22 protein-coding genes and 1 tRNA gene are annotated in these 22,117 nt (G+C 67.7%); 13 read left to right on the top strand and 10 right to left on the bottom strand.

Features of this window, described 5'->3' with window-relative positions; translation table 11 throughout:
* Positions 1-48 precede the first annotated feature (48 nt).
* Positions 49-465, top strand: coding sequence for a dehydrogenase (locus tag ACYVG2_RS10830; protein ID WP_448967393.1), 417 nt, complete (start codon positions 49-51; stop codon positions 463-465).
* 48 nt (positions 466-513) lie between these two features.
* On the opposite strand, the gene radA is transcribed toward ACYVG2_RS10830, so the two are convergent.
* Positions 514-1,896, bottom strand: a complete 1,383-nt coding sequence (gene radA / locus ACYVG2_RS10825; protein ID WP_460780973.1) for a DNA repair protein RadA — start codon at positions 1,894-1,896, stop codon at positions 514-516.
* A gap of 225 nt (positions 1,897-2,121) precedes the next feature.
* Here radA and ACYVG2_RS10820 point away from each other — a divergent pair, with 225 nt between their 5' ends.
* The 4 genes from ACYVG2_RS10820 to cydC are packed head-to-tail and all read left to right on the top strand — an operon-like array spanning position 2,122 to position 7,959.
* Complete coding sequence (locus tag ACYVG2_RS10820; protein ID WP_460780972.1) at positions 2,122-3,537, top strand: cytochrome ubiquinol oxidase subunit I; 1,416 nt, start codon at positions 2,122-2,124, stop codon at positions 3,535-3,537.
* Positions 3,538-3,554: 17 nt separating this feature from the next.
* Complete coding sequence (gene cydB / locus ACYVG2_RS10815; protein WP_460780971.1) at positions 3,555-4,580, top strand: cytochrome d ubiquinol oxidase subunit II; 1,026 nt, start codon at positions 3,555-3,557, stop codon at positions 4,578-4,580.
* On the top strand, positions 4,577-6,316 hold the full coding sequence (gene cydD, locus ACYVG2_RS10810; RefSeq protein WP_460780970.1) for a thiol reductant ABC exporter subunit CydD: 1,740 nt from the start codon (positions 4,577-4,579) through the stop codon (positions 6,314-6,316). Before cydB ends, cydD begins: the two co-directional genes overlap by 4 nt.
* On the top strand, positions 6,313-7,959 hold the full coding sequence (gene cydC / locus ACYVG2_RS10805; RefSeq protein WP_460780969.1) for a thiol reductant ABC exporter subunit CydC: 1,647 nt from the start codon (positions 6,313-6,315) through the stop codon (positions 7,957-7,959). The genes cydD and cydC overlap by 4 nt, the downstream gene beginning before the upstream one ends.
* Before the next feature lie 9 nt (positions 7,960-7,968).
* On the opposite strand, the gene ACYVG2_RS10800 is transcribed toward cydC, so the two are convergent.
* Positions 7,969-8,745, bottom strand: coding sequence for a hypothetical protein (locus ACYVG2_RS10800; RefSeq protein ID WP_460780968.1), 777 nt, complete (start codon positions 8,743-8,745; stop codon positions 7,969-7,971).
* A gap of 115 nt (positions 8,746-8,860) precedes the next feature.
* On the opposite strand from ACYVG2_RS10800, the gene ACYVG2_RS10795 reads away from it, so the two are divergent.
* The 5 genes from ACYVG2_RS10795 to ACYVG2_RS10775 all read left to right on the top strand — a co-directional run bounded on the left by ACYVG2_RS10795 (position 8,861) and on the right by ACYVG2_RS10775 (position 13,668).
* Positions 8,861-9,907 carry a hypothetical protein gene (locus ACYVG2_RS10795; RefSeq protein WP_460780967.1) on the top strand — a complete coding sequence of 349 codons (1,047 nt, stop codon included), beginning with the start codon at positions 8,861-8,863 and terminating at the stop codon, positions 9,905-9,907.
* Positions 9,908-10,043: 136 nt separating this feature from the next.
* Positions 10,044-10,133 (top strand) — tRNA-Ser (locus ACYVG2_RS10790).
* 257 nt (positions 10,134-10,390) lie between these two features.
* The gene (locus ACYVG2_RS10785) at positions 10,391-11,428 is read left to right on the top strand and encodes a TerC family protein (RefSeq protein WP_460780966.1); all 1,038 of its coding nucleotides are present in this window, start codon (positions 10,391-10,393) and stop codon (positions 11,426-11,428) included.
* A 100-nt stretch (positions 11,429-11,528) separates the two neighbouring features.
* A complete protein-coding gene (locus ACYVG2_RS10780) occupies positions 11,529-12,836 on the top strand; it encodes a hemolysin family protein (RefSeq protein ID WP_460780965.1) in 1,308 nt (435 codons plus the stop codon).
* A 25-nt stretch (positions 12,837-12,861) separates the two neighbouring features.
* The gene (locus tag ACYVG2_RS10775) at positions 12,862-13,668 is read left to right on the top strand and encodes an SDR family NAD(P)-dependent oxidoreductase (protein ID WP_460780964.1); all 807 of its coding nucleotides are present in this window, start codon (positions 12,862-12,864) and stop codon (positions 13,666-13,668) included.
* A 25-nt stretch (positions 13,669-13,693) separates the two neighbouring features.
* On the opposite strand, the gene ACYVG2_RS10770 is transcribed toward ACYVG2_RS10775, so the two are convergent.
* Both ACYVG2_RS10770 and ACYVG2_RS10765 read right to left on the bottom strand, forming a co-directional pair.
* A complete protein-coding gene (locus tag ACYVG2_RS10770; RefSeq protein WP_460780963.1) occupies positions 13,694-15,388 on the bottom strand; it encodes a long-chain-fatty-acid--CoA ligase in 1,695 nt (564 codons plus the stop codon).
* A gap of 52 nt (positions 15,389-15,440) precedes the next feature.
* A complete protein-coding gene (locus ACYVG2_RS10765; protein WP_460780962.1) occupies positions 15,441-15,860 on the bottom strand; it encodes a nuclear transport factor 2 family protein in 420 nt (139 codons plus the stop codon).
* 82 nt (positions 15,861-15,942) lie between these two features.
* Between ACYVG2_RS10765 and ACYVG2_RS10760 the strand changes: the two genes are divergently transcribed.
* Positions 15,943-16,326 (top strand): winged helix-turn-helix transcriptional regulator, encoded by a 384-nt coding sequence (locus ACYVG2_RS10760; protein ID WP_460780961.1) that lies wholly within the window; start codon positions 15,943-15,945, stop codon positions 16,324-16,326.
* A 20-nt stretch (positions 16,327-16,346) separates the two neighbouring features.
* On the opposite strand, the gene ACYVG2_RS10755 is transcribed toward ACYVG2_RS10760, so the two are convergent.
* Positions 16,347-16,979, bottom strand: a complete 633-nt coding sequence (locus ACYVG2_RS10755; protein WP_460780960.1) for an isochorismatase family protein — start codon at positions 16,977-16,979, stop codon at positions 16,347-16,349.
* A 73-nt stretch (positions 16,980-17,052) separates the two neighbouring features.
* Here ACYVG2_RS10755 and ACYVG2_RS10750 point away from each other — a divergent pair, with 73 nt between their 5' ends.
* Together ACYVG2_RS10750 and ACYVG2_RS10745 are read left to right on the top strand one after the other, a co-directional pair.
* Complete coding sequence (locus ACYVG2_RS10750) at positions 17,053-18,054, top strand: GlxA family transcriptional regulator (RefSeq protein ID WP_460780959.1); 1,002 nt, start codon at positions 17,053-17,055, stop codon at positions 18,052-18,054.
* 104 nt (positions 18,055-18,158) lie between these two features.
* Positions 18,159-18,542, top strand: a complete 384-nt coding sequence (locus ACYVG2_RS10745; RefSeq protein ID WP_460780958.1) for a YciI family protein — start codon at positions 18,159-18,161, stop codon at positions 18,540-18,542.
* Here the strand turns inward: ACYVG2_RS10745 and ACYVG2_RS10740 are convergent.
* From ACYVG2_RS10740 to mobA, 5 genes are all read right to left on the bottom strand, one after another.
* Positions 18,539-19,366, bottom strand: coding sequence for a helix-turn-helix transcriptional regulator (locus ACYVG2_RS10740; protein ID WP_448967376.1), 828 nt, complete (start codon positions 19,364-19,366; stop codon positions 18,539-18,541). The two genes, ACYVG2_RS10745 and ACYVG2_RS10740, sit on opposite strands and share 4 nt — an antisense overlap.
* A gap of 57 nt (positions 19,367-19,423) precedes the next feature.
* Positions 19,424-19,825, bottom strand: a complete 402-nt coding sequence (locus ACYVG2_RS10735; RefSeq protein WP_448967375.1) for a GlcG/HbpS family heme-binding protein — start codon at positions 19,823-19,825, stop codon at positions 19,424-19,426.
* A 50-nt stretch (positions 19,826-19,875) separates the two neighbouring features.
* Complete coding sequence (gene fdhA / locus ACYVG2_RS10730; protein ID WP_460780957.1) at positions 19,876-21,096, bottom strand: formaldehyde dehydrogenase, glutathione-independent; 1,221 nt, start codon at positions 21,094-21,096, stop codon at positions 19,876-19,878.
* Between the two features lie 118 nt (positions 21,097-21,214).
* A complete protein-coding gene (locus tag ACYVG2_RS10725; protein WP_460780956.1) occupies positions 21,215-21,475 on the bottom strand; it encodes a DUF6457 domain-containing protein in 261 nt (86 codons plus the stop codon).
* The gene (gene mobA / locus ACYVG2_RS10720) at positions 21,468-22,115 is read right to left on the bottom strand and encodes a molybdenum cofactor guanylyltransferase (RefSeq protein WP_460780955.1); all 648 of its coding nucleotides are present in this window, start codon (positions 22,113-22,115) and stop codon (positions 21,468-21,470) included. Before mobA ends, ACYVG2_RS10725 begins: the two co-directional genes overlap by 8 nt.
* Positions 22,116-22,117 lie beyond the last annotated feature (2 nt).

The raw sequence follows: 22,117 nt of genomic DNA, 5'->3' as shown, positions 1-22,117 counted from the left end.
TTCACCGCGCCGTATCTGTCCGCCGCGAACAGTCTCTAGGCTGGATGCATGGCAGCGAAGAAGTCGAAGAGTGCGGCCAAGAAGCCGGCGCCCGAGGAGTTCCGCTCCGAAGCACTCGCACAGGCGCTCGAGAAGCAGGACATGGCTGCAGTGGCTCTCGCCCTGCGCCACGGGACGACGGTCGTGCCGTTGCTGCGGTCAGGCGACCGGGACAACCCGCTCGACGGCGGCGAGGTGTGGACGTATCGCGACGCGACCACCGGCGAAGTGGCTCTCCTGCTGTTCAGCGATGCCAAGAACAAGCCGGCGAATCTGCCTCCCGGTGTCGGCATCTACTCGCCCCAGTGGCTGCGGTCGTTCCTGACGAGTCATCGGGAGACGATCACCACGGTGTTCCTCGACATCGCCGGACCGCATCCGATGCAGGCGTCGCCGGACGAGCTGCTGGCCGCCCTCGACGCCTGAGCGCGTGCTCTGCCGCGTGCTCCAGTCCGCGTGCTCTGCCGCGCTCAGTCAGAACGGCGGGGCGTCCGACTCTCGACGCGGCTTCGCAGGGTGCGACGCCCTGCTGCGCGATCTCACGTCGTTGAGCGCAGCATCCAGCGACTTCGAACGCTCGTCGATGACCTGCTCGTAGCCGAGCCGCTTCGCCTCAGACCGTCGCTGGGCCGCCTGCGTCACCGCGCGCACCTCGCCGGCAAGACTGAGCTCTCCCACCGCTGCGATCGTGCGCGGCACGGAGAACTGCTGGATGGATCCCGCGACGGCTATCGCGATCGCGAGATCGGCCGCGGGCTCGGTGAACCGAACCCCTCCGACGGTGGACACGTAGACGTCGAGCTTTCCGGTGGGGATGCGTCCGCGCTTCTCGAGGATCGCCAGCACCATGGCGACCCGCGCCGAGTCGAGCCCTGACACCACTCGTCGCGGATTCGGGGCCGTGGACTCCACCGTCAGCGCCTGCACCTCGACGGGCAGAGCGCGACGGCCCTCCATCGAGATCGCGACGCACGTGCCGGGCTCGGTCGATCCGTGGCCGAGGAACAGCCCGCTGGGGTCCGGCACCTCGGCGATGCCGTCGCCGGTCATCTCGAAGCAGCCGACCTCGTCGGTGGGGCCGAAGCGGTTCTTGAGCGCACGGATGAACCGGAGCGCGGTCTGCCGATCTCCCTCGAAATGACAGACGACGTCGACCAGGTGCTCGAGGATGCGAGGACCCGCGACCTGCCCGTCTTTCGTGACGTGACCGACGATGATGATCGGGAGGCTCCGTTCCTTCGCCACCCGGATCAGGGTGGCAGCGACCTCGCGCACCTGGCTGGGCTGGCCCGCAGCGCCGTCGGAGAGGGAGGATGCCACGGTCTGCACCGAGTCGATGATCACCAACTGGGGTTTCACCGCGTCGATGTGGCCGAGGATCGTGGCGAGATCGGTCTCGCTCGCGAGGTACAGCTCGTCGTGCAGCGCACCGGTGCGGTCGGCGCGCAGCCGTACCTGCGCCTGCGACTCCTCAGCGCTCGCGTACAGCACCCGACGACCGCCGCGCGCAGCTTGCGCGGCGACCTCGAGCAGCAGTGTCGACTTGCCGACGCCGGGCTCGCCGCTCAGCAGGATCGCCGCCCCTGGCACGATGCCGCCGCCGAGCACCCGATCGAACTCGCCGACGCCGCTGGAGCGACGAGGGGTGTCGATCGTGCTGATCTGGGTGATGGGGCGCGCAGCGCGCTCCGCTCCCGGAGCGAGCGGGGTCATCTGGCGCAGGATGCCGGTCTTCGCGGCCTGCTCCTGCACGGTGCCCCACTGCTGGCACTCGCCGCAGCGGCCGACCCACTTGGAGGTCGTCCATCCGCATTCGGTGCAGACGAATGCCGGGGGAGCGGGGCGACGGGTTGCCATGTCTACAGGCTAGCCGCGGCATCCGACAGCATCGTCCGCACCGCCATCGATGTCCGGCCGCTATCGACGGCATCCGACATCCCTATCGCACAAACCCCCGATCCGCTCACATGCCGAACGGGCTCACGGGATACTGGAATCAACGCCAACGACGTCTCGTCTGCGGGCCGATTCCGGCCCACTCCCGGGTGCACGCGATGCACCTTCGAGAGAAGGAGTCCTCTGATGGAGTGGCTTGATCCACTGGTTCTTTCCCGATGGCAGTTCGGTCTGACGACCATCTACCACTACCTGTTCGTGCCCCTCACGATCGGCATGGCCACCTCGGCCGCGATCTTCCAGACGGCGTGGGTGCGCTCCGGCAAGATCCACTATCTGCACCTCACGCGGTTCTTCGGGAAGATCTTCCTCATCAACTTCGCGATGGGCGTCGTCACCGGCATCGTGCAGGAGTTCCAGTTCGGCATGAACTGGTCGGACTACTCGCGCTTCGTCGGCGACGTCTTCGGTGCTCCGCTCGCATTCGAGGGGTTGCTGGCGTTCTTCTTCGAAGCCACCTTCATCGGTCTGTGGATCTTCGGATGGGACAAGCTGCCGCAGAAGCTGCACCTGGCCACCATCTGGTGCGTCTCGATCGGCAGCGTCCTCTCGGCGTACTTCATCATCGCCGCCAACGCGTTCATGCAGAATCCGGTCGGCTACGAGTACAACCCCGTGACGAACCGTGCAGAGCTCGTCGACATCTGGGCGCTGCTGACGAACCCGGTCGCAGTCGCCGCATTCCCGCACACGATCTTCGGCGCGTTCATGTTCGCCGCCGGAGTCATCATCTCGGTGTCCGCATGGCACCTCATGCGCGGCCAGCACGCCGACACCATGCGCATCTCGCTGAAGTTCGGACTATGGGGGATGCTGGTCTCCACCGCCGGCGTGGCGCTCACAGGCGACCAACTGGGACTGGCCATGTACGCCGCGCAGCCGATGAAGATGGCGGCGGCCGAGGCGACCTTCGACACGGTCTGCGGCGCGGACGCCTCGTTCAGCCTGTTCACGCTCGGCACGCCGGACGGCAGTTCGGAGCTGTTCTCGATCCGCGTGCCGTATCTGCTGTCGTTGCTGTCGACGCACACTCTCGACGCCTGCGTGCACGGTATCAACGATCTCAACGCCGAATACGCGGTGCAGTACGCGGACCTCGGCATCGACAACTTCGCGCCGGTGCTGTGGATCACCTACTGGGCGTTCCGCTGGATGATCGGCCTCGGCATGCTGCACGCGTTCATCGCCCTCGTCGGCCTCTGGGTCACGCGCAAGAACGCCAAGAACCCGCCCGCGAAGTGGATGTGGAAGCTCGCGATCTGGTCGTACCCGCTCGCCCTGCTCGCGAACATCGTCGGCTGGGTCTTCACCGAGATGGGGCGCCAGCCCTGGATCGTGTTCGGGCTGATGAGCACCCGCGACGGCGTCTCGCCCGGTACGTCGGGTCTCGAGGTGCTGATCTCGCTGATCGCCTTCACAGCGATCTACGCGGCGCTCGCCGTGGTCGAGGTGCGCCTGATCATCCGGGCGGCCCAGAAGGGCCCGGACACCGATGAGCAACCCCATGACGAGACTTCTCAAGTCGCGTCGGTCGTGTACTGAGAGGAAGGACGGACATCATGGATCTCGCCACACTCTGGTTCGGCATCATCGCCTTCCTCTTCGTCGGCTATTTCGTCCTCGACGGATTCGACTTCGGCGTCGGCATGTCGCTGCCGTTCCTCGGCGGCGTCGGCAAGAACAGTGACGACGTGTCGCGGCGGCAGGTCATCAACACCATCGGCCCGGTCTGGGACCTCAACGAGACCTGGCTGATCGTGGCGGGTGCCTGCCTGTTCGCCTCGTTCCCCGAGTGGTATGCCTCGCTGTTCAGCGGCTTCTACCTGCCGCTGCTGCTCATCCTGCTCACCCTCATCCTGCGCGGCGTCTCGTTCGAGTACCGGCACCAGCGAGACGATGCGCGCTGGAAGGCGCGCTTCGACCGCATGATCGTGATCGGCTCGGCCGTGCCCGCTTTCCTCTGGGGCGTCGCGTTCGCGAACATCGTGCAGGGCGTGGCCCTGGCCGAACGGCACGTGTTCATCGGGACGGTGTTCGATCTGCTGAACCCCTACGGACTGCTCGGCGGCCTCGTGACGCTGCTGCTGTTCTTCACGCACGGCGTGACCTTCGTCGCGCTCAAGACCGACGGTCAGCTGCGAGCGGATGCCAGGCGACTCGCCTTCCGCGCGGGTGTCGTGACGCTCGTGGTCGCGGCGGTGTTCCTGGCGTGGACGGTGACCGCGCACTTCTCGCTCGTGGTCCTGGTGCTCGCGGCGCTCGCCGCGGTGTCGCTGGTGCTGTCGATCGTGTCGAACCTGCGCGGACGGGAGGGCTGGGCATTCGGATTCGGTGCGGCCACCACGCTGTTCGCCGTCGTCATGCTGTTCGCCGCGCTGTTCCCGAACGTGCTGCCGTCGACGATCGACCCGGCGTACAGCCTCACGATCGCCAACGCATCGAGCACCGAGTACACGCTCACGATCATGAGTTGGACGGCCCTGGTCGCCCTGCCCCTGGTGCTGCTGTACCAGGGCTGGACATACTGGGTGTTCCGCAAGCGCGTCACTCGCGCATCGATCGAGGGGGCGCCGGCGCACGCGTGAAACCCGTCGATCCGAGGCTGCTGCGGTACGCCGGCGCCGCACGAGGGTTCTTCGTCCTCGCCGCGGTGATCGGCGTGCTGCAGACCGCGGTCGTCATCGCGTTCGCGTGGTTCCTGACGGATGCCGTCACCGGCGCCCTGGCCGGGCGTCCTGTCGTGGCGTCCCTGGTCTGGCTGCTCGGACTCGCGCTGCTGCGCGGCGCGCTGATCGCGGCATCCGACGCCGCCGGCACGGCCGCCGCGGCCCGCACCGGCATGCAGTTGAGGTCGGCGCTGATCGGAGCCATCGGACGGCTCGGACCGGGCTGGCTGGCGCAGCGCAACCAAGCCTCCCTCGCCGTCACGGCAGGGCACGGGCTGGAGGCGCTGGACACCTACTTCTCGCGGTATCTGCCGCAGCTCGTTCTGACCGTGATCGCGACGCCGGTGATCGTTCTGGTGATGTGGTGGCGGGATTGGCCCAGCGGTCTGATCGCGACGATCACTCTGCCATTGATCCCGCTGTTCCTCATCCTCATCGGCATCGCGACGCGCACGGTGCAGCGCAGGCAATGGGAGACGCTGCAGCATCTCGCCGCGCGCTTCGCAGACACCGTGCAGGGGCTCGCGACGCTGCGGCTGTTCGGGCGCGACCGGCGGGCCGCGACGCGGATCGAGGCGACGGCGGATCAGTACCGGCGCGAGACGATGAAGGTGCTGCGGTTCTCGTTCCTCTCCGGCTTCGCGATGGAGCTGCTCGCATCGCTCGCCGTCGCCCTCATCGCGGTCACCGTGGGCTTCCGGCTGCTCGCGGGGGACATGCCGCTCGAGATCGGGCTGTTCGTGCTGCTGCTCGCGCCCGAGGCGTTCCTGCCGATCCGGCAGGTCGGCGTGCAGTTCCACGCCGCCGCCGAGGGGGTGGCGGCGACCGAGGACGTGTTCGAGGTGCTGGATGCAGCGGGTGCCGGCCCGTTGTCGGTTCATAACTCCTCAAAGAATGCGCCGGATCGGGTCGATTCGACCGGTTCGGCACGGTCGGAGCCGGATTCTGAGGAGTTGTGGACGACCACCGACCCGCACAACTCCGCAGCTTCTTCGCCGGTCCCTGTTCAGCCGGCGCCGGAACCCCGTTTGGGGGCAGGATCTCCGGAACTATGCCTGGTCGACCTCCGTGTCCGCGACCTCCCACCAGTCTCATTCACCGCGCACCCGGGCTCGATCACACTGATCGAAGGCCCGAGCGGCTCCGGAAAGTCCAGCCTTCTGGCTGCTCTGCGCGGCGCAGCCGAGTTCGAGGGCACTGCCACGTTCGCGGGCGACGACATCCGCACCCTCGCCCCCTCCGACTGGGTCGCATGGGCCGGGCAGGCACCGGGACTGATGCAGGGCACGATCGCCTCGAACGTGGCGCTGGGCGACGCGGATCCGGATGCCGACGGCATCCGCCTTGCTCTCGACGCCGCGTGCGCGGCCGATCTCGACCCGGCCCAGGAACTCGGCGTGCAGGGGAGTGGGCTGTCAGGCGGGCAGGCGCAGCGCGTCGCCGTCGCGCGGGCACTGCACCGGCACGCAGCCGTCCCCGCGCGAGTGCTCGCGCTGGATGAGCCGTCGAGTGCGCTCGATGCAGACACCGAGGCGCGGCTGTGGACAGCGCTGCGCGACCGGGCGGATGCCGGAGCCACGATCCTGCTCGTCTCGCACCGCCGCACGGCTCGTGCCATCGCTGATCAGATCGTGACGCTGGGGGTGCGGGTATGACGAACGTCCGCGACATCCTCGCCCTCGCGCAGCCGCCCGTGCGCCGTTTCCTGCCCGGCGTGATCTGGGGTGTGCTCTCGGCCGCGGCCGCGGTGAGCCTGCTCGCGGTCAGCGGCTGGCTGATCGTCAGCGCCTCGATCGTCGACTCGCTGGTGCCGCTGTCCGTCGCGGTGGTCGGTGTGCGGTTCTTCGCGGTCTCGCGGGCGGTGTTCCGCTACCTGGAGCGGCTCTCCGGCCACGATGCGGCGCTGCGCCAGCTGGCCACGACGCGTTCCGACATGGTGCGCAGGCTCATCCCGCTGTCACCCGCGGGCCTGGGCAGGACGGATCGCGGACAGGTGCTCTCCGCGCTCGTCGACGATGTCGAGAACCTGCAGAACCTGCCGCTGCGCGTGGTGCAGCCGCTCGTGGTGACGGGGGTCGTCGCCGTCGGAGCAGTGGCCTTCGTCGCCTTCGTGTCGCCGCCGGCCGCCCTCACTCTGGCAGCGTGCCTCGCTGCGGCGGCTCTGGTCGCGATCGGACTCGGCTGGGTGTTCGGTTCACGGGCGGAGAAGCAGCTGTCGTCGCTGCGCGCCGAGCTCTCGGCATCCGTCGTCGACTATTTCGGCAGCCTGGACGTGCTGCTCGCCTACGGGGCTGAGCCCGAGGCCCGTTCACGCGTCGCACGGGCCGACGCGGCTCTTCGTCGCGCCGTCACCCGCGCATCACTGGCGCAGGCCGTGGCGGCCGGCGTCGTCTCGGTGCTCGCCGGGGCGGCATCGGTGTGGGCGATTGCCGTCGCAGCCCCTGGCCTGGCGTCCGGCGCGATCGACGGGCCGTGGCTCGCGGTCGTCGTGCTCGTGCCGATGGTGGTCTTCGAGGTGTTCGGCGCCGTGCCGATCGCGGCGTCGTCGTGGCGCAGCGTACGGACGAGCGCGCAGCGCATCGTCGACGTACTGCCTTCCGCTGTGCCGATGGAATTGCGATCGGATGCCGGGACCGACGAGTCCCCGACAGGTGCTGCGCTGCATCTGCGCGATGTGACCGCGTCATGGCCCGGTGGCGCGCCGGCGCTGCGCGGCGTGACGTTCGATCTCGCCCCCGGTGAGCGGGTGCTCGTGTCGGGGCCGAGCGGGGCGGGCAAGAGCTCACTGGCTTCGGTGCTGGTCGGTTTTCTCCGCGCGGACGGCGAATACACGATCGGCGGGACGGACGCCGCGACGCTGTCCGGGCCGGCCCTTCGGCGCATCGTCGGGCTGTGCGAGCAGAGCCCGCAGCTGTTCGACGAGGACATCCGTCAGAACCTGCTCTTCGCGCGCGACACCGCGACCGATGATGAGCTGCTCGCCGCGCTCGATCGGGTCGGGCTCGGCACATGGGTGCGCGACCGCGGCGGACTGGATGCACGCGTCGGCGATCGCGGCGCGCTGGTGTCGGGCGGTCAGGCCCAGCGGATCGCACTCGCGCGGGCGCTGCTGCGCGGATTCCCCGTGCTCGTGCTGGATGAGCCGACCGCAGGGGTCGATCCCGAAGCATCCGATGCCCTGCTGCGTGATCTGCTGGGCGCGGCAGGGGAGCAGTCCGTGCTGCTCATCTCCCACGTCGAGCCGCCGGCGGGAACCGTCGACCGAGTCGTGCGGATCGAGGGCGGCCGCACGGTCTGAGGGGAGGCCTCAGCTGTACAGGTCGGCGGGCGGCTCCATCACGATGCCCTGCGCCTCGAACGTCTTGCGGCGCTCCTCGATGCGGCGGTGCATCTCGACCTGAGCCGCATCGATCATCTCCGGATCGAGCGCGACGCTCTGCGGATGCTGATCGCCATGGTTCTGCTCGATGTACGCGTCGAGCTGCGGACCGGACGTCCACGAGGTGATGAGCGAGTATCTCGGCGCGGGGCCGCGGTGCCAGACGGCGTGCCAGAAGCGCTGCGTGTCGACGATGATGCGGCTGCCGGCGGGCAGCGGCAGTCGCACTTCGGTGCCGGGGTCGAAACGGTCTTCGCGCAGGATGAGGAGCGAGTCCGGGTCGTCGGTGAGGTTGAACCAGGCGCGCACGACCCAGCCGCCGCCGTCCTCGTTCATGCGGTTGTTGTCGTCCTGGTGCAGGTTGTAGATCGCGTCGGCGTAGGAGTTCGGCTGGAGCTCGATCACGCGGCAGCGTCCGACGTTGGCGCCGGGCTCCTGCGCGCGTCGGGCGAGGTTGGGCGCCTTCTCGACCTGCGACGGGATCCAGACGCCGTCCTTGTCGGTGCGCGGGGGCGTGTGGTTCCAGAAGCCGTTGCACTCGATGTCACCCGCGTAGCTCGCGAGGGGCGCGAAGCGGGTGATGCCGGAAGAGCGCCAGCCGACGTACTCGAGGTCCAGCCACTCGGCGGGGTCGGCCGCCTGGTCGTACCGGTCGAGGGCGACGTAACCCGTCTCCTGCAGCGCCGATGACGTGATGAAGCTCATGTGGTGAACCTTTCCGGGCCGGCGTCTCCGTCCGCTCGTAAGGCCATCCTAACCAGCGGGCGTCGAAGGCGCAGGATGCCGCGACCGAGGTCGCGTCGGCGGATAGCCTTGAAGCATGAATCAGCCGCAGGGCGCCCTTCTCGTGGGCAGTATGAACTACGACGATGCCGAGACGACGATGCGCACAGTCGCCGAGCTGCTGGGCGATCGGCTGAAGCGCATTCCTGACGGCGAGGTCGGCAAGAGGTTCCACTGGATCATGTTCCAGCCCGACGTGCTCGGCCGGGCAGACGGCATCGAGCGCGTGGGCGATGAGCCGATCCCGTTCAAGGCCGGACTGGATGCGCGGCCGCTGCGCATCGCGGACGGCGTGGACGCGGCGGGCATCGTGCTGCCTCCGCTGGGTTACGCGGATGCCGCGATCGAGTCGTACGCGGTGTTCACGCGGTTGCGCGACGAAGGGGCGGTGCCCGCCGGCATCCGCTTCCAGGTGTCGCTGCCGACACCGGTCGCCGTCATCTCGTCGTACTTCTCCGGCGATGACCGTGCGGCGTTCGAGCCGGTGTACACGGCGGCGATGCTGCGCGAGTTGGACGAGATCCTCGCCGCGGTTCCGCACGAGGACCTCGCCGTGCAGTGGGACGTCGCGAGCGAGATGGGCATCATCGAGCGCGCCGCCGGATACGGCAGGGTGATGGAGGGCTGGTGGGAGGGCGACCCGTTCGACGGACTGGTCTCGCGGCTCGCTTCCCTCGTCGACGCCGTGCCCGCCGGCGTCGAGGTGGGCGTGCACCTCTGCTACGGCGATGCCGGCGAGAAGCACTTCTTCGAGCCGAAGGATGCCGGGACCCTCGTCCGCTACGCGAACGCCGTGGTCGCAGCAGCGGATCGTGACTTGAGCTGGCTCCACCTGCCGGTGCCGATCGCGCGCGACGACGCGGAGTACTTCGCGCCGCTCGCCTCGCTCGCACCGGTCGCGGAGCTGTACCTGGGGCTCGTGCACCGGGAGGACGGCGCTGAAGGGGCGCAGCGGCGGATCGCCGCGGCATCCGCCGTCGCCCCGGCATTCGGCGTGGCGACGGAGTGCGGCATCGGGCGGGCTCCGGAGGGCAGCACCGAGGGGATCCTGCGCACGCACGCGGAGGTCGCCGCGGCCTGGTGAGCGCCGGCCGCTCCGCGAAACCGAGTTTGCGGCACGAGACCGAGCCGCGCACGCCACGCCTCGTGCCGCAGACTCGGTCTCGTGCCCCGAACGCGCCGATTCGCGCGGCGGCCCGTCGTCGCGTAAACTCTTCCGCGGTGACGTGTCCGAGCGGCCGAAGGTGCAACACTCGAAATGTTGTGTAGGTTCACCCCTACCGTGGGTTCAAATCCCACCGTCACCGCCATGGAAACCCCCTCCTCGTGAGGGGGTTTCGTCGTGTTCCGGGCGTCCGCGCAACGGACGAGCACTCGGGCACGCAGAGCGCGGCGGTTTCTCAGAAAGTCGATAGCCAGGTCCCTTAGGCTTTGAAGTCCAAGGGGAGTACTCCGGCACGGTCGGCTCGTCACTACGGATGCAGGGCGCATCCCGGGCCGCCGGTCTCCGATCAGGAGATGGAGAAGACCTTGGCTGTGATCAGTCACGCCAGGTTTGGAGCTCTCCTTGGAAATCACCCCTCTCGTGTGGGGCGTCACGATCGCGATCACGATCGCGTTCTTCGTCTACGAATTCTTCGCTCATGTCCGTACACCCCACGAGCCGACGATCGGTGAGTCCGCGCGCTGGTCGGCGTTCTACATCGGCCTCGCGCTGGTGTTCGGCGTGGGCATCGGGATGGTGTCCGGTTGGGACTACGGGGGCGAGTACTTCGCCGGCTATCTGACGGAGAAGGCGCTGTCGATTGACAACCTGTTCGTGTTCCTCATCGTCATGACCGGCTTCGCGGTGCCGAGGATCTACCAGCAGAAGGTGCTGATGATCGGCATCATCATCGGCCTCGTGCTGCGCGGTGTCTTCATCGCCGTCGGGGCGGCTCTGATCGAGAACTTCTCGTGGGTGTTCTATCTCTTCGGAGCGCTGCTGCTCTTCCTCGCATATCGACAGGCGTTCGCACACAGCGACTCCAACCCCGCCGACGGCAGGTTCATGCGATTCATCCGCCGCCATCTTCCGGTCAGCGACACCTACGATCGTGACCGCTTGACCGTCAAGAGGGACGGCAAGCGCTTCGTGACACCGATGCTCCTGGTGATCGTCACGATCGGCTTCGTCGATCTGATCTTCGCGGTCGACTCGATCCCCGCCATCTACGGACTCACTGAGCAGGCGTACATCGTCTTCACCGCGAACGCGTTCGCTCTCATGGGGCTGCGCCAGCTGTACTTCCTCATCGGCGGGCTGCTCGAGCGGCTGGTGTACCTCGCACAGGGGTTGGCTGTCATCCTCGCGTTCATCGGTGTCAAGCTGGTCCTGCACGCCATGCACGTGAACGAGTTGCCGTTCATCAACGGCGGCCGGCCTTTCGAATGGGCGCCGGAGATCCCCATCTGGTTCTCTCTGCTGTTCATCGCGCTGACGATCACCGTGGCCACCGTGGCCAGCCTGATCAAGACACGGGGCGACCGACCGCACGCCGCACCCGATTCGCATGCCCACGAACCAACCACGATCACGACCACGACAAAGAAGGAACTCTCGTGAGATCTGCCCATCGTTCTGAAAGATCAACTGACTCCGATTGTCCCGGCGCCCGGGTGACCCCGGGCGCACCCTCCATGAGGCCGGACGGTTCGGCCCGCTGATGGGCGACCTCGCCTGGAACATCGCCCTCGTCATCATCTTCGTTCTCGTCGGCGGTGTGTTCGCCGCCACCGAGATGGCGCTCGTCACGCTTCGTGAGAGCCAGGTCAACATGATCGCCGCCCGCGGCAAACGGGGCATGAAGGTCGCCGGCCTGGCACGCAACCCCAACACGTTCCTCTCCGCCGTCCAGATCGGCGTCACGGTCGCGGGCTTCGCGTCGGCCGCATACGGAGCCACCTCGATCGCCCCCTCGGTCGCGCCCCTCTTCGAGCTCTGGGGTGCGCCGGCACCGCTCGCGATGACACTCGCGACGGTACTCCTCACGCTGATCATCGCGTACCTCTCGCTTGTGCTGGGCGAACTGGCGCCCAAGCGTCTCGCGATTCAGCGCAACGCGCAGTTCGCTTACGCTGTCGCGCCCATCCTCGATGTGTTCGCGACGATCATGCGGCCCGTGATCTGGCTGCTGTCGATCTCCACGAACGCGCTCGTGAGACTGCTCGGAGGCGACCCTCACAAGACTGCCGACGAGCTCAGCGAAGAGGAATTCCGAGACATCGTGGCCTCGCACCAGGGTCTGCCCGACGACGAACGACGGATTCTCGACGATGTTCTCTCACTCCGCGATCGTCAGATCAGCGAGGTCATGCGTCCTCGTCCGGAGGTCGTGGCTCTCGACGCGACGGGGATCATCGGCGACGCCGTCGACCAGGTCCGAGAGCTGCCGTTCTCGCGGTACCCGGTCTCCGACAAGTCCATCGACGACATCATCGGCTTCATCCACGTCCGTGACCTCTTCGAAGCCGTCGCCGACGACCCCGGTCGGACCATGGAACCCCTCATCCGCCCGATCCCCTACCTGCCCTCGACCGCGCGGGTGCTGCCGACCCTGACTCGAATGCGAGCCGAAGGGCAGCAGATCGCGGTCGTGGTCGATGAGTACGGCGGCACCGACGGGATCGTCACGCTGGAGGACCTCGTCGAAGAAGTCGTCGGGGAGATCTTCGACGAGTACGACACCGCCGCGCACCCCGCCACGACCGGTGGCGTCGTGGACGGGCGGCTCAATCTGCAGGACTTCGAGGAAGCCACGGGTCTCGCATTGGCACGCGGGTCTTCCGACACCATCGCCGGCTATGTGACCGAACGTCTGGGCCGCCTGGCCGGTATCGGCGACGCCATCGAGGTTCCTGGAGCGACGATCCAGGTCGTCGCCATGGATCGCCGACGCATCGCAGGGATCCGAGTGATCCCGCGAGCAAGCGCGGAAGACAACCGGCAGGTGGATGATCCGCCTGAGGATTGAAGCCGCCAGCGACTAACGTGAGCCCATGCCACCATTCGGGAAGTTCGAAGGTCGCCTCGCTGTCGTGACCGGGGCGGCATCGGGTATCGGGCAAGCGCTGGTGCATCAACTGGTGCGCAGAGGCGTGCACGTCGCCGCGATCGATCTGAACAGTGCTGCACTGGATGCTGCGGTGCGTGATGCGCAGCACCTCGACCCCGCGATCCGTGTCACCGGTCATGTCTGCGACGTCGCGGATCGTGATGCAGTACGCCGGGCGCAGCGCGAGGTCGCCGGGGCGCACGACACCGACGCCGTGCACCTCTTGTTCAACAACGCCGGCGCCGTCGGCGGGATGTCCTTCGTCACCTCGCCCGAGGAAGAATGGGAGCGCACATTCGAGGTGTCCTGGGACGGCACCTACAACTGCACTCGCGCGTTCCTCCCGATGCTGATGGTCGCCGATCGAGGAGCCGTCGTGAACACGGCGTCCGTGAACGCGCTCTGGGCCAGCCTCGGGTCGCGGACGCCGCACTCGGCGTATTCGTCGGCGAAGTTCGCGGTACGCGGCTTCACGGAGTCCCTCGTGGTCGACTTCCAACGGAATGCTCCGCACCTCTCGGCTGTCCTGGTCCTTCCGGGTCACGTTCGCACGGGGATGCCCGCACCGCCGCGCAGCTGGCGCCGCGCACTCGGCTCGCTGTTCGCCGACTACGAACCGGTCTCGAGCGCATCAGCTGCGGAGGCCATCCTGAACGCCGTCGAACAGGGCGAGTGGCGCGTCATCGTCGGAGACGACGCGGTCGCCGTCGACGAGCGCGTCCGCGACGATCCATGGACGTCGTACCGCTGAGGGGCTGAAGCGGTATCGGTACCGACTACGCGAGCAACCGCTCCCGCACCTCGCGGCGGAGCACCTTGCCGATGAGCGAGCGAGGCAGATCCTCCACGACGACGATGCGCCGGGGCACCTTGTACGGAGTGAGGCGGGTGCGACAGAAATCACGCAGGGCATCCGTGTCGAGCGCGGCGCCCTCGCGCAGCACGACGGCAGCGGCGACCTCCTCGCCCCCGCTCGATCTCGGAAGCCCCACGACTGCGGCAGCGGTGATGTCCGGATGCGCCTCCAGCGCGTTCTCCACCTCGCTGGGCGACACGTTGAATCCGCCGGTGATGATGAGTTCCTTCAGTCGGTCGACGATGGTCACGAACCCGTCGGCCGAGACTTCGACGATGTCTCCCGTGCGGAGCCAGCCGTCCGGGAGCAGAGCGTCGGCGGTGTCGCTCGGTCGCGCCCAGTAGCCCTGGAAGACCTGCGGGCCGCGGACGAGGAGCTCGCCGCGCTCGCCGGTCGGCATGTCGACGGCCGGGTCGGCGGGATCCACGACGCGGATCTCCGTGCTCGGGAACGGCACACCGACCGTGCCGGGACGGCGGGTCGGACCCATCGGATTGCCGAGTGCGACCGGCGAGCTCTCGGTCATCCCGTAACCCTCGACGAGGAGACCTCCCGTCGCCTCCTCCCAGCGCTGCACCGTGGCGACAGGAAGGCTCATCGCTCCCGATATCGCGAACCGGACCGTGGACAGATCGATGGTTCCGCGGGATGCCGCGCGCGCGAGTGCGTCGTAGATCGGCGGCACGGCGGGGAGGAAGGTGGGCGGGCTCGACCGCGACGCCTCGGTGACCAGCCCCAGATCGAACGCCGGGAAGAGCACCAGCTTCGCCCCGATGCTCATCGCGAAGGTGAGGCAGAGCGTCATGCCGTAGGCATGGAACAGCGGCAGCACCGCGTAGAACGTCTCCTGGCCGTCGACGAGCCCCGGCACCCATGCTCGACCCTGCATCGCGTTCGCGCGCAGGTTCGAATGCGTGAGGATCGCTCCCTTTGGCGTGCCTGTCGTTCCGCTCGTGTACTGCAGCAGCGCCGTGTCGTGCAGCGCGGGCCCGGCGGTGCGCCGTGCGAGCCGCCGGTGCGATACGAGGCTCTTCCACGCGACGACGCGCCGCGCCTTCGGAGTACTGGTCAACTTCGCCCTGGCCGCGCGGGCCTTCGGCACCGGCAGACGCAGCGCCAGACGCTTCGAGAAGGGCATCGCCTCAGTGATGTCGACGCTGATGATGTGGTCGATCCTGAGATCCGCCGGGAAATCGGCAACTTTGTCGACCGCCTTGTCCCAGACGATCGCGACGCGGGCACCATGATCTTCGAACTGGTGCCTGAGCTCGCGCGGCGTGTAGAGCGGGTTGTGCTCGACCACGATCGCGCCGAGGCGGAGCGCCGCATAGAAGGCGACGACGTGCTGCGGAGAGTTGGGCAGCACCAGGGCGACGCGGTCGCCCTGGCCGACGCCGAGCCGTCGAAGGCCCTCCGCCGCGCGGTCGATCTGCTCGCCGAGCCGGCGATACGACGTGACGGCGCCGAAGAACTCGAGCGCCGGACGCTTCCCGAAGGACTTCACGCTCTCCGCCATCATCTGGGGCAGCGTCTGCGTCGGCTCCCCGATCTCGGCGGGGACGTCCTCCGGATAGGAATCGAGCCATGGGCGGGCTTCGAGGGGCTGGACGGTCATGACTCCATCCTCCCTCGAACCCCGCCGCCTGTCAGCCGCTGTGGGCGAGCGCTCAGGACTCTTCGCCGGTCGCGCCCTGGCCCCAGAACGCGTCTTCGGTCGTGGCATCCTCGGAGAACAGGTGCACCTCGACGATCTTTCCGTCGCGGACGGTGAGCAGATCGACGCCGGCCATGTCCATCGCGGCATCCGCCCGGCTCCCTGAGAAGCGGACGGGTACGGCGACCAACTCACCGTTGACCATGGCCGGACCGGTGACGGCGAGCGCGAAGGTGCCTTCGCTGGCCTCGGTCATTCCGCCGAGGAGGGCGCCGACGCCGTGCGGGCCCGTGTGCGTGCCGGAGAAGCGGTGCGCGCCCGGCTGATGCCAGACCACGTCCTCGCCGAACTGCGCCATGACGGTGGGGAAATCGCCCCGGCCGAGTGCGTCGAAGTAGGTGGCCGCAACGGTCGCGGGTGTGGGACTGATCATGGGTTCTCCTTCATCGTGGGTGAGACTTCATGATTACATTTGGTAACCTGTTACCTCAACGTAACTATGAAAAGAGATCCTGATGTCCGATCCGGTGTGGAACGTCATGTTGGCCAGCTGCCCTTCGCGCACCTCTCTGGCGAGGGTCGCGAACAAATGGACCGCCATGATCGTGATCGCGCTGAGCGATGGTCCGGCGCGGTTCGGCGCCATCCGCGAACGGGTGGGCGGCATCAGTGCCAAGGTGCTCGCCGACACTCTTCGGGACCTCGAGCGCGACGGACTGCTGACGCGCACCGCGTACGACCAGATGCCTCCTCGGGTCGAGTACGAACTCACACCGCTCGGCCTCACTCTTCGCGAGCCGCTCACCGCCCTCGGGCGGTGGGCCGAGCACCACATCGAGGAAGTGCTCGTCGCGCGAGATGCCTACGACCTGCGATCGGTGGACGCCGACAACGGCTGAGCGGCCCGCAAGAGGGCGCGTCAGGCGTGCGCGGCCGCACCCAGCGCGGCCGATTCGGGCAGATTCCCCCGACGAAGCACGGCGCCCGTCTCGAGGGCTTCGACCCAGGCGTCGGTCGGCGCGACGGCCGCCCAGCTCGAGTTCAGCAGTGTCATCAGCGTCGTGTGCACTGTCTCGGCGCTGGCAGATCCCGCTTCGTTGGTGATGTCGATGGCGCCGGTCGCATCCGAGATGACCTCGACGGTGAGTTCGCGGGTCTCGGCATCGGCAGCCGTGGCGAGCACGCAGTTGTTCGTCATGTATCCGACGAGGGTGATCGTGTCGACCTGATTCTCGACGAGCCACTCGTGCAGGCCGGTGCCGGGAAAGACCGAGCTGTACTGCTTGACGATCGTCTTCCACCCGGTCGAATCGCGGTTCTCGAGCGACGCGTGGAGCCGGAAGTCCGGCGTCGTCGGATTGAACACGGGGGCGTCGTCTCCTGCGGTGTGCTGCACCATGACCACCGGGATTCCCACGCGTTCCGCGGCGTCGATCGCGTCGGCGATGCGCTGGATCGATTCCTCGCGCGGCGGATGCTGGATGCGAAGGCGTCCGGTGAAGTACTCCTGCTGGGGGTCGATGACGACGAGGGCGCGGCGGGGAGCGGGCATGATTCTCCTGGGGTTGTGAGCGGATCTTGTCATCCAGATTCGCTCAGCCGACCCTGTGGGACAATTGGCACGTATGCATGGTTTCGATGAATTCACGCCAAAGCCGAAGTTGCGGATCGCTGTCTACGCCTTCGACGGTGCGACGATGTTCCATCTGTCGGTCCCGCCGATGGTGTTCGGCGAGGTCACCCGCCAGCACCTGGCGGTGTGGGACACCATCCTGTTCAACGAGCAGGGTACGGACATCACCACCGACGAGGGATATCGGATCGGCGGGATCCATGGCCTCGAGGATACCCTCGGCGCTGACGTGATCGTCATCGCTTCATGGCACAGCGACCTGAGGGCGCCGAGTGCACAGCTCGCCGAGATGATGCGGCGTGCGCACGGCGACGGCGCATCCGTCGCGGGGCTCTGTCTCGGTGCGTTCCCTGTGGCTGACAGCGGTCTGCTCGATTCCCGGCCCGCAGTGACCCACTGGCGCTCGCTGGACGAGTTCAGCTCCCGTCACCCGGGAACAGATGTCGATCGCACCGTCCTGTACATCGATCACGGCGATGTGATGACGTCTGCCGGTACCGCGGCGGCCATCGACGCATGCCTGCATCTCGTCCGTTCCCGTCTCGGGTCGGATGCGGCGAATCGGGTGGCGCGCAGCCTGGTCGTCGCACCCCACCGCAGTGGCGGACAGGCGCAGTACATCGACCGCCCCGTCCCGGAGGTGAACTCGCTGAGTCCGATATCCGAGGCGCTCGACTGGGCGACGCAGCATCTCGATGAGCGGATCGGCGTTGCCGACCTCGCGCACGCCGCCCGGATGAGCCTTCGCAGCTTCATCCGGGCTTTCAAGGAGAACACCGGCAGCACACCTGCGGCCTGGTTGCGGGAGCGCCGGCTGGACGAGGCGCGACGGCTGCTCGAGCTCACCGATCTCGGCATCGACGCCATCGCGTCGAGATGCGGCTTCGCCAGTCCGGTGACTCTGCGGCAGAACTTCCATGCCGCGTACGCGACGACTCCGTCCGCGTACCGACGCCGCTTCGATGCCCGGCGGAGAGCCGACTCCGCAGCCTGATCGCCATGAGAACTTTTTCTCCCACGATGTCGATCCGGGCCTGACCCGTTCGACGTAGTAGTGAGAGGGCGACACCCTGTGGCCCGGAACCGAGAGGATCAATCATGACTCAGTACTTCTTGACCGTGCCGCACGACTCCGCGACCGAACCGACGATGGAGTCGATGCAGGACTTCGACCCGGCGGAGCTCGCCGCGGTCATGGCGGCAGTCGACGAGTTCAACACGGCGCTGAAGGACTCCGGCGCGTTCGTGTTCGCCGGCGGCCTGCACCCGCCCTCGACCGCGAAGACCGTCGATGTCTCGTCGGGGCAGACCGCGGTGCTCGATGAGCCGTTCGTGGAAGCGCCCTCCTACGTCGGCGGTTTCTGGGTGATCGAGGCCGCTGACGCAGACGCGGCCGTCGAATGGGCGACGAAGGCGTCGGCCGCACTGCAGTGCCGCATCGAGGTCCGTGCCCTTCAGGAAGAGCCGGAAGCGTATGCCTAACGCGCCAGCGCCAGCGCCGTCAGCTCGGCCCGCGTGCTGGCCCCGACCTTGCGCAACAGGTTCGACACGTGGAACTTCACGGTGTTGGCGCTGATCCCGAGTTGGCTGGCGATCGCCTGGTTGCGCTCGCCGGCGGTGACGAGGCGCAGCACATCGTGCTCTCGCACGGTCAGCACCGCACCGCTCGCCAGAGGCCGTGTGTCGGAGCGCGGATCGAGGGGAAGCGTCACATCCACAGAGGAACCCCATCCCGGCGTGGCGTCGACGCTCAGCACACCGTCGAGCGATGTGACCCGTTCGGCGATCGGACGCAGCGACTCGTCGTGCACGCTCAGATTGCCGCGCCCGTCGTCCCGGATGCTGACGAGGAGGTTGAGTCCATCGCAGTCCCACTGCACCCGCACGCGGTTCACCTCACCACCGTCGACCAGGCCGAGGATCGTGTTGCGCACGATCGCCCGCGCGGCATGGGCCACCTCGCTGGGCAGCGCCCTTCCGGTGGCCGGCGGCTCGACGAACTGGATCTCCAGCGAGCCGAACCGCTCGAGCGGGCGCAGGTCGCTGCGCAGTCGTGCGAATGCTCCGACCACGGGTTCGAGTATCGAGCTGCGCTGCTCGTCGGCCTCGGTTCGCAACCTCACCAGCGCCGACGCCGCGGTGTCGATCGCTGACGACCGGGCAGAGCGGTCATCGAGCCGCGGCGATCTCAGGATCGCGAGCAGAGACTCGAGCTCCAGCGCGTGGCGATCGGCCTGATCCGCGACCGTGCGATCCAGATCGACCAGGAGCCTGCGTGTTCCGGGGGAAGCATCTTCGCCGTCCATGACGCCAACCTACCCGAGAGCTCCCCACCCGTCCGGGCGGGGAGCTCTCGGAAATGTCTAGAACCCTGCCACTCCTGCTTCAGCGACCGAGTGGTCCTGCTCGCCCGAACCGCCGCTGACACCCACGGCGCCCACGACCACGCCGTCGCGCACGAGCGGAATGCCGCCGGCGAAGATCGCGACCTTGCCGCCGTTCGTGTTCTGGATGCCGAAGAACTGCTGCGTCGGCTGCGAGTTGTCGCCGAGGTCCTTCGTCGAGATGTCGAAGGCCTTCGACGTCCAAGCCTTGTTGATCGAGATGTTGACGCTGCCGATCCAGGCGCCGTCCTGCCGCACATGCGCGACGAGGTTGCCGCCGGAATCGACGACCGCGATGTTCATGGGCTGTCCGATCTCGGTGGCCTTCTGCTCTGCGGCGGCGATGACGCGGCGCGCATCCTCGAGGTTCACGGTGGTCATGATCTACTCCTTCTGTTTCTGCCCGGCGCCTGCCGGGACTTGGTCAGATCTCAGGAACCGATGTATCCGTTGGGGTTCAGGACGTACTTCGTGGCGGCGCCGGCATCGAACTCGGCGTAGCCCTGCGGCGCCTCGTCCAGCGTGATCGGCTTGGCGTTGACGGCCTTGGCGATGTGCGCCCTGTCATGCAGGATCGCCATCATGAGCTGCCGGTTGTAGCGCATGACGGGGCATTGCCCTGTGGTGAACGACAGCGACTTGGCCCAGCCGGTGCCGAGGCTGATCGAGAGCGAGCCGACCTTGGCCGCCTCGTCGACGGCGCCGGGATCTCCTGTGACGTAGAGGCCGGGGATGCCGATGCCTCCGCCAGCGGCGGTCACATCCATGAGCGAGTTGAGAACGGTGGCCGGGGCCTCTTTCGCCTTGGCGCCGTGGCCCTCGCTCCGCGCCTCGAATCCGACCGCGTCCACTGCGGCATCCACCTCCGGCGCACCCAGCAGCTGGTCGAGCTGGTCGGGCACCGCGCCCTCGCCGACATTGATGGTCTCGCAGCCGAAACTGCGCGCCTGCGCCAGACGGTCCTCGTTCATGTCGCCCACGATGACGACGGCGGCACCCAGCAGCTGTGCACCGACGGCCGCCGCGAGACCCACCGGGCCGGCGCCGGCGATGTAGACGGTCGAACCCACGCCCACTCCGGCGGTGACGGCGCCGTGGAAACCGGTGGGGAAGATGTCGGAGAGCATCGTCAGATCGAGGATCTTCTCCAGCGCCTGGTCACGGTCAGGGAACTTCAGCAGGTTCCAGTCCGCGTAGGGCACCAGCACGTACTCGGCCTGGCCGCCGACCCAGCCGCCCATGTCGACGTAGCCGTAGGCGCTGCCGGGCCGATCGGGGTTCACGTTCAAGCAGATGCCCGTCTTGCCCTCCTTGCAGTTGCGGCAGCGTCCGCACGAGATGTTGAACGGCACGGAGACGATGTCGCCGACCTTGATGAACTCGACATCCGGACCGGCCTCGACGACCTCGCCGGTGATCTCGTGGCCGAGCACGAGCCCCGCAGGGGCGGTCGTGCGCCCGCGCACCATGTGCTGATCCGACCCGCAGATGTTGGTCGCGACGGTGCGGAGGATGACGCCGTGCGGGATCTTGCGGCCGACGTTCGCCGGATTCACTCCCGGACCGTCGTGAAGCTCGAAGTCGGGGTACTCGGTGTCGATCACCTTCACGACGCCAGGGCCCTCGTAGGCGACCGCTCTGTTTCCAGACATCTTCGTCCTTCCTCTCGGGCGGAGGATCTCCGCACGTCCAGACTGTCCCAGCCGCGCGGAGGGCGATACCTACTCTCGAACCGTTTGCCCCTACCCGTTCAGGCAGGTCCAGGCCCGTTCAGGCAGGTCGCGGCGGAGCCGCCTTCCATTCGGCGATCGTCGCGCGGACGTGGGTCGCGGCATCCTCGACCGTCATGCCCTGTGCGACGGCGAGGCCCACGAGGTACGTCGTCAGCGGACCCGCCGGCCGCACGACGCCGTGCGCGGCGTCACGGGTGAGGTCGAGCAGCAGGCCGATCGGATGCTGGTCGTCAGCGAGTCCCAGCGACTCGGCGAGCGTGCGCACCCAGGCGTCCAGGTCTTCGGGAGAATCAGGCATGATCGTCCTTTCGCGTGCTTCGATAGTCCTCGATGGCCGACCAGGTATCAAGGTCGACGGCGGCTCCACCATCGTCGACGGGGTGCATCCGGAGCCCATCGAACAGCTTGCGCATCGACATTCCGCTGGTTTCGGGATGCTGCGCCACGACGGCCCTCAACGCGGAGAGGCGGTAGCGGCCGGCGAGCCATTGCACCCGTCCCTCAGCATCCACGGCGACGACGGCGTCCGCACCGTCGGGGATCGGTACCGCCGCCAGCAGCGCGACGAGTTCGGGGGCGCGGGGGAGATCGCAGGCGAGCAGCCATGTCTCGACGGCATCCGTATCGGCGATCGCGAGGAGTCCGGCCGCGAATGCCGCTGCCGGGCCGCCGAAGGGAGGGGACTCCCGCACGACGCGGATGCCGGGCCGAGCGATCCCCTCAGGGCCCACGGCGATGATCGGCGTGCACCCGCGTATCGCGGCGTACACGTGGTCGATCAGCTCGATGCCGTCGATCTCCACCGTCGCCTTCTCGACCCCGCCGAGACGAGCGGATCGACCGCCGGCGAGCACGATCGCCGCCGTGGCAGGCGTCTTCCTGACAGGGATGGCGGCGCCCGTCGTGATGCGCGCGCCGTGCTCGTCGATCGTGATCATCG

It is taken from the genome of Microbacterium shaanxiense (assembly GCF_054779995.1).
Note: the sequence above shows the minus strand (reverse complement) of the source record. Positions and strands in the feature narration are given on the sequence as shown.

Excerpts from the sequence above, each read along its gene's own strand:
- ACYVG2_RS10745 (WP_460780958.1), top strand. The coding sequence starts at position 18,159 with ATGACTCAGTACTTCTTGACCGTGCCGCACGACTCCGCGACCGAACCG.
- ACYVG2_RS10800 (WP_460780968.1), bottom strand. The coding sequence starts at position 8,745 with ATGAGCTTCATCACGTCATCGGCGCTGCAGGAGACGGGTTACGTCGCC.
- ACYVG2_RS10725 (WP_460780956.1), bottom strand. The coding sequence starts at position 21,475 with ATGCCTGATTCTCCCGAAGACCTGGACGCCTGGGTGCGCACGCTCGCC.
- cydB (WP_460780971.1), top strand. The coding sequence starts at position 3,555 with ATGGATCTCGCCACACTCTGGTTCGGCATCATCGCCTTCCTCTTCGTC.
- ACYVG2_RS10775 (WP_460780964.1), top strand. The coding sequence starts at position 12,862 with ATGCCACCATTCGGGAAGTTCGAAGGTCGCCTCGCTGTCGTGACCGGG.
- ACYVG2_RS10770 (WP_460780963.1), bottom strand. The coding sequence starts at position 15,388 with ATGACCGTCCAGCCCCTCGAAGCCCGCCCATGGCTCGATTCCTATCCG.
- ACYVG2_RS10795 (WP_460780967.1), top strand. The coding sequence starts at position 8,861 with ATGAATCAGCCGCAGGGCGCCCTTCTCGTGGGCAGTATGAACTACGAC.
- ACYVG2_RS10765 (WP_460780962.1), bottom strand. The coding sequence starts at position 15,860 with ATGATCAGTCCCACACCCGCGACCGTTGCGGCCACCTACTTCGACGCA.
- ACYVG2_RS10820 (WP_460780972.1), top strand. The coding sequence starts at position 2,122 with ATGGAGTGGCTTGATCCACTGGTTCTTTCCCGATGGCAGTTCGGTCTG.
- mobA (WP_460780955.1), bottom strand. The coding sequence starts at position 22,115 with ATGATCACGATCGACGAGCACGGCGCGCGCATCACGACGGGCGCCGCC.
- ACYVG2_RS10780 (WP_460780965.1), top strand. The coding sequence starts at position 11,529 with ATGGGCGACCTCGCCTGGAACATCGCCCTCGTCATCATCTTCGTTCTC.
- ACYVG2_RS10760 (WP_460780961.1), top strand. The coding sequence starts at position 15,943 with ATGTCCGATCCGGTGTGGAACGTCATGTTGGCCAGCTGCCCTTCGCGC.
- fdhA (WP_460780957.1), bottom strand. The coding sequence starts at position 21,096 with ATGTCTGGAAACAGAGCGGTCGCCTACGAGGGCCCTGGCGTCGTGAAG.
- ACYVG2_RS10830 (WP_448967393.1), top strand. The coding sequence starts at position 49 with ATGGCAGCGAAGAAGTCGAAGAGTGCGGCCAAGAAGCCGGCGCCCGAG.
- cydC (WP_460780969.1), top strand. The coding sequence starts at position 6,313 with ATGACGAACGTCCGCGACATCCTCGCCCTCGCGCAGCCGCCCGTGCGC.
- ACYVG2_RS10740 (WP_448967376.1), bottom strand. The coding sequence starts at position 19,366 with ATGGACGGCGAAGATGCTTCCCCCGGAACACGCAGGCTCCTGGTCGAT.
- ACYVG2_RS10750 (WP_460780959.1), top strand. The coding sequence starts at position 17,053 with ATGCATGGTTTCGATGAATTCACGCCAAAGCCGAAGTTGCGGATCGCT.
- ACYVG2_RS10755 (WP_460780960.1), bottom strand. The coding sequence starts at position 16,979 with ATGCCCGCTCCCCGCCGCGCCCTCGTCGTCATCGACCCCCAGCAGGAG.
- ACYVG2_RS10735 (WP_448967375.1), bottom strand. The coding sequence starts at position 19,825 with ATGACCACCGTGAACCTCGAGGATGCGCGCCGCGTCATCGCCGCCGCA.
- radA (WP_460780973.1), bottom strand. The coding sequence starts at position 1,896 with ATGGCAACCCGTCGCCCCGCTCCCCCGGCATTCGTCTGCACCGAATGC.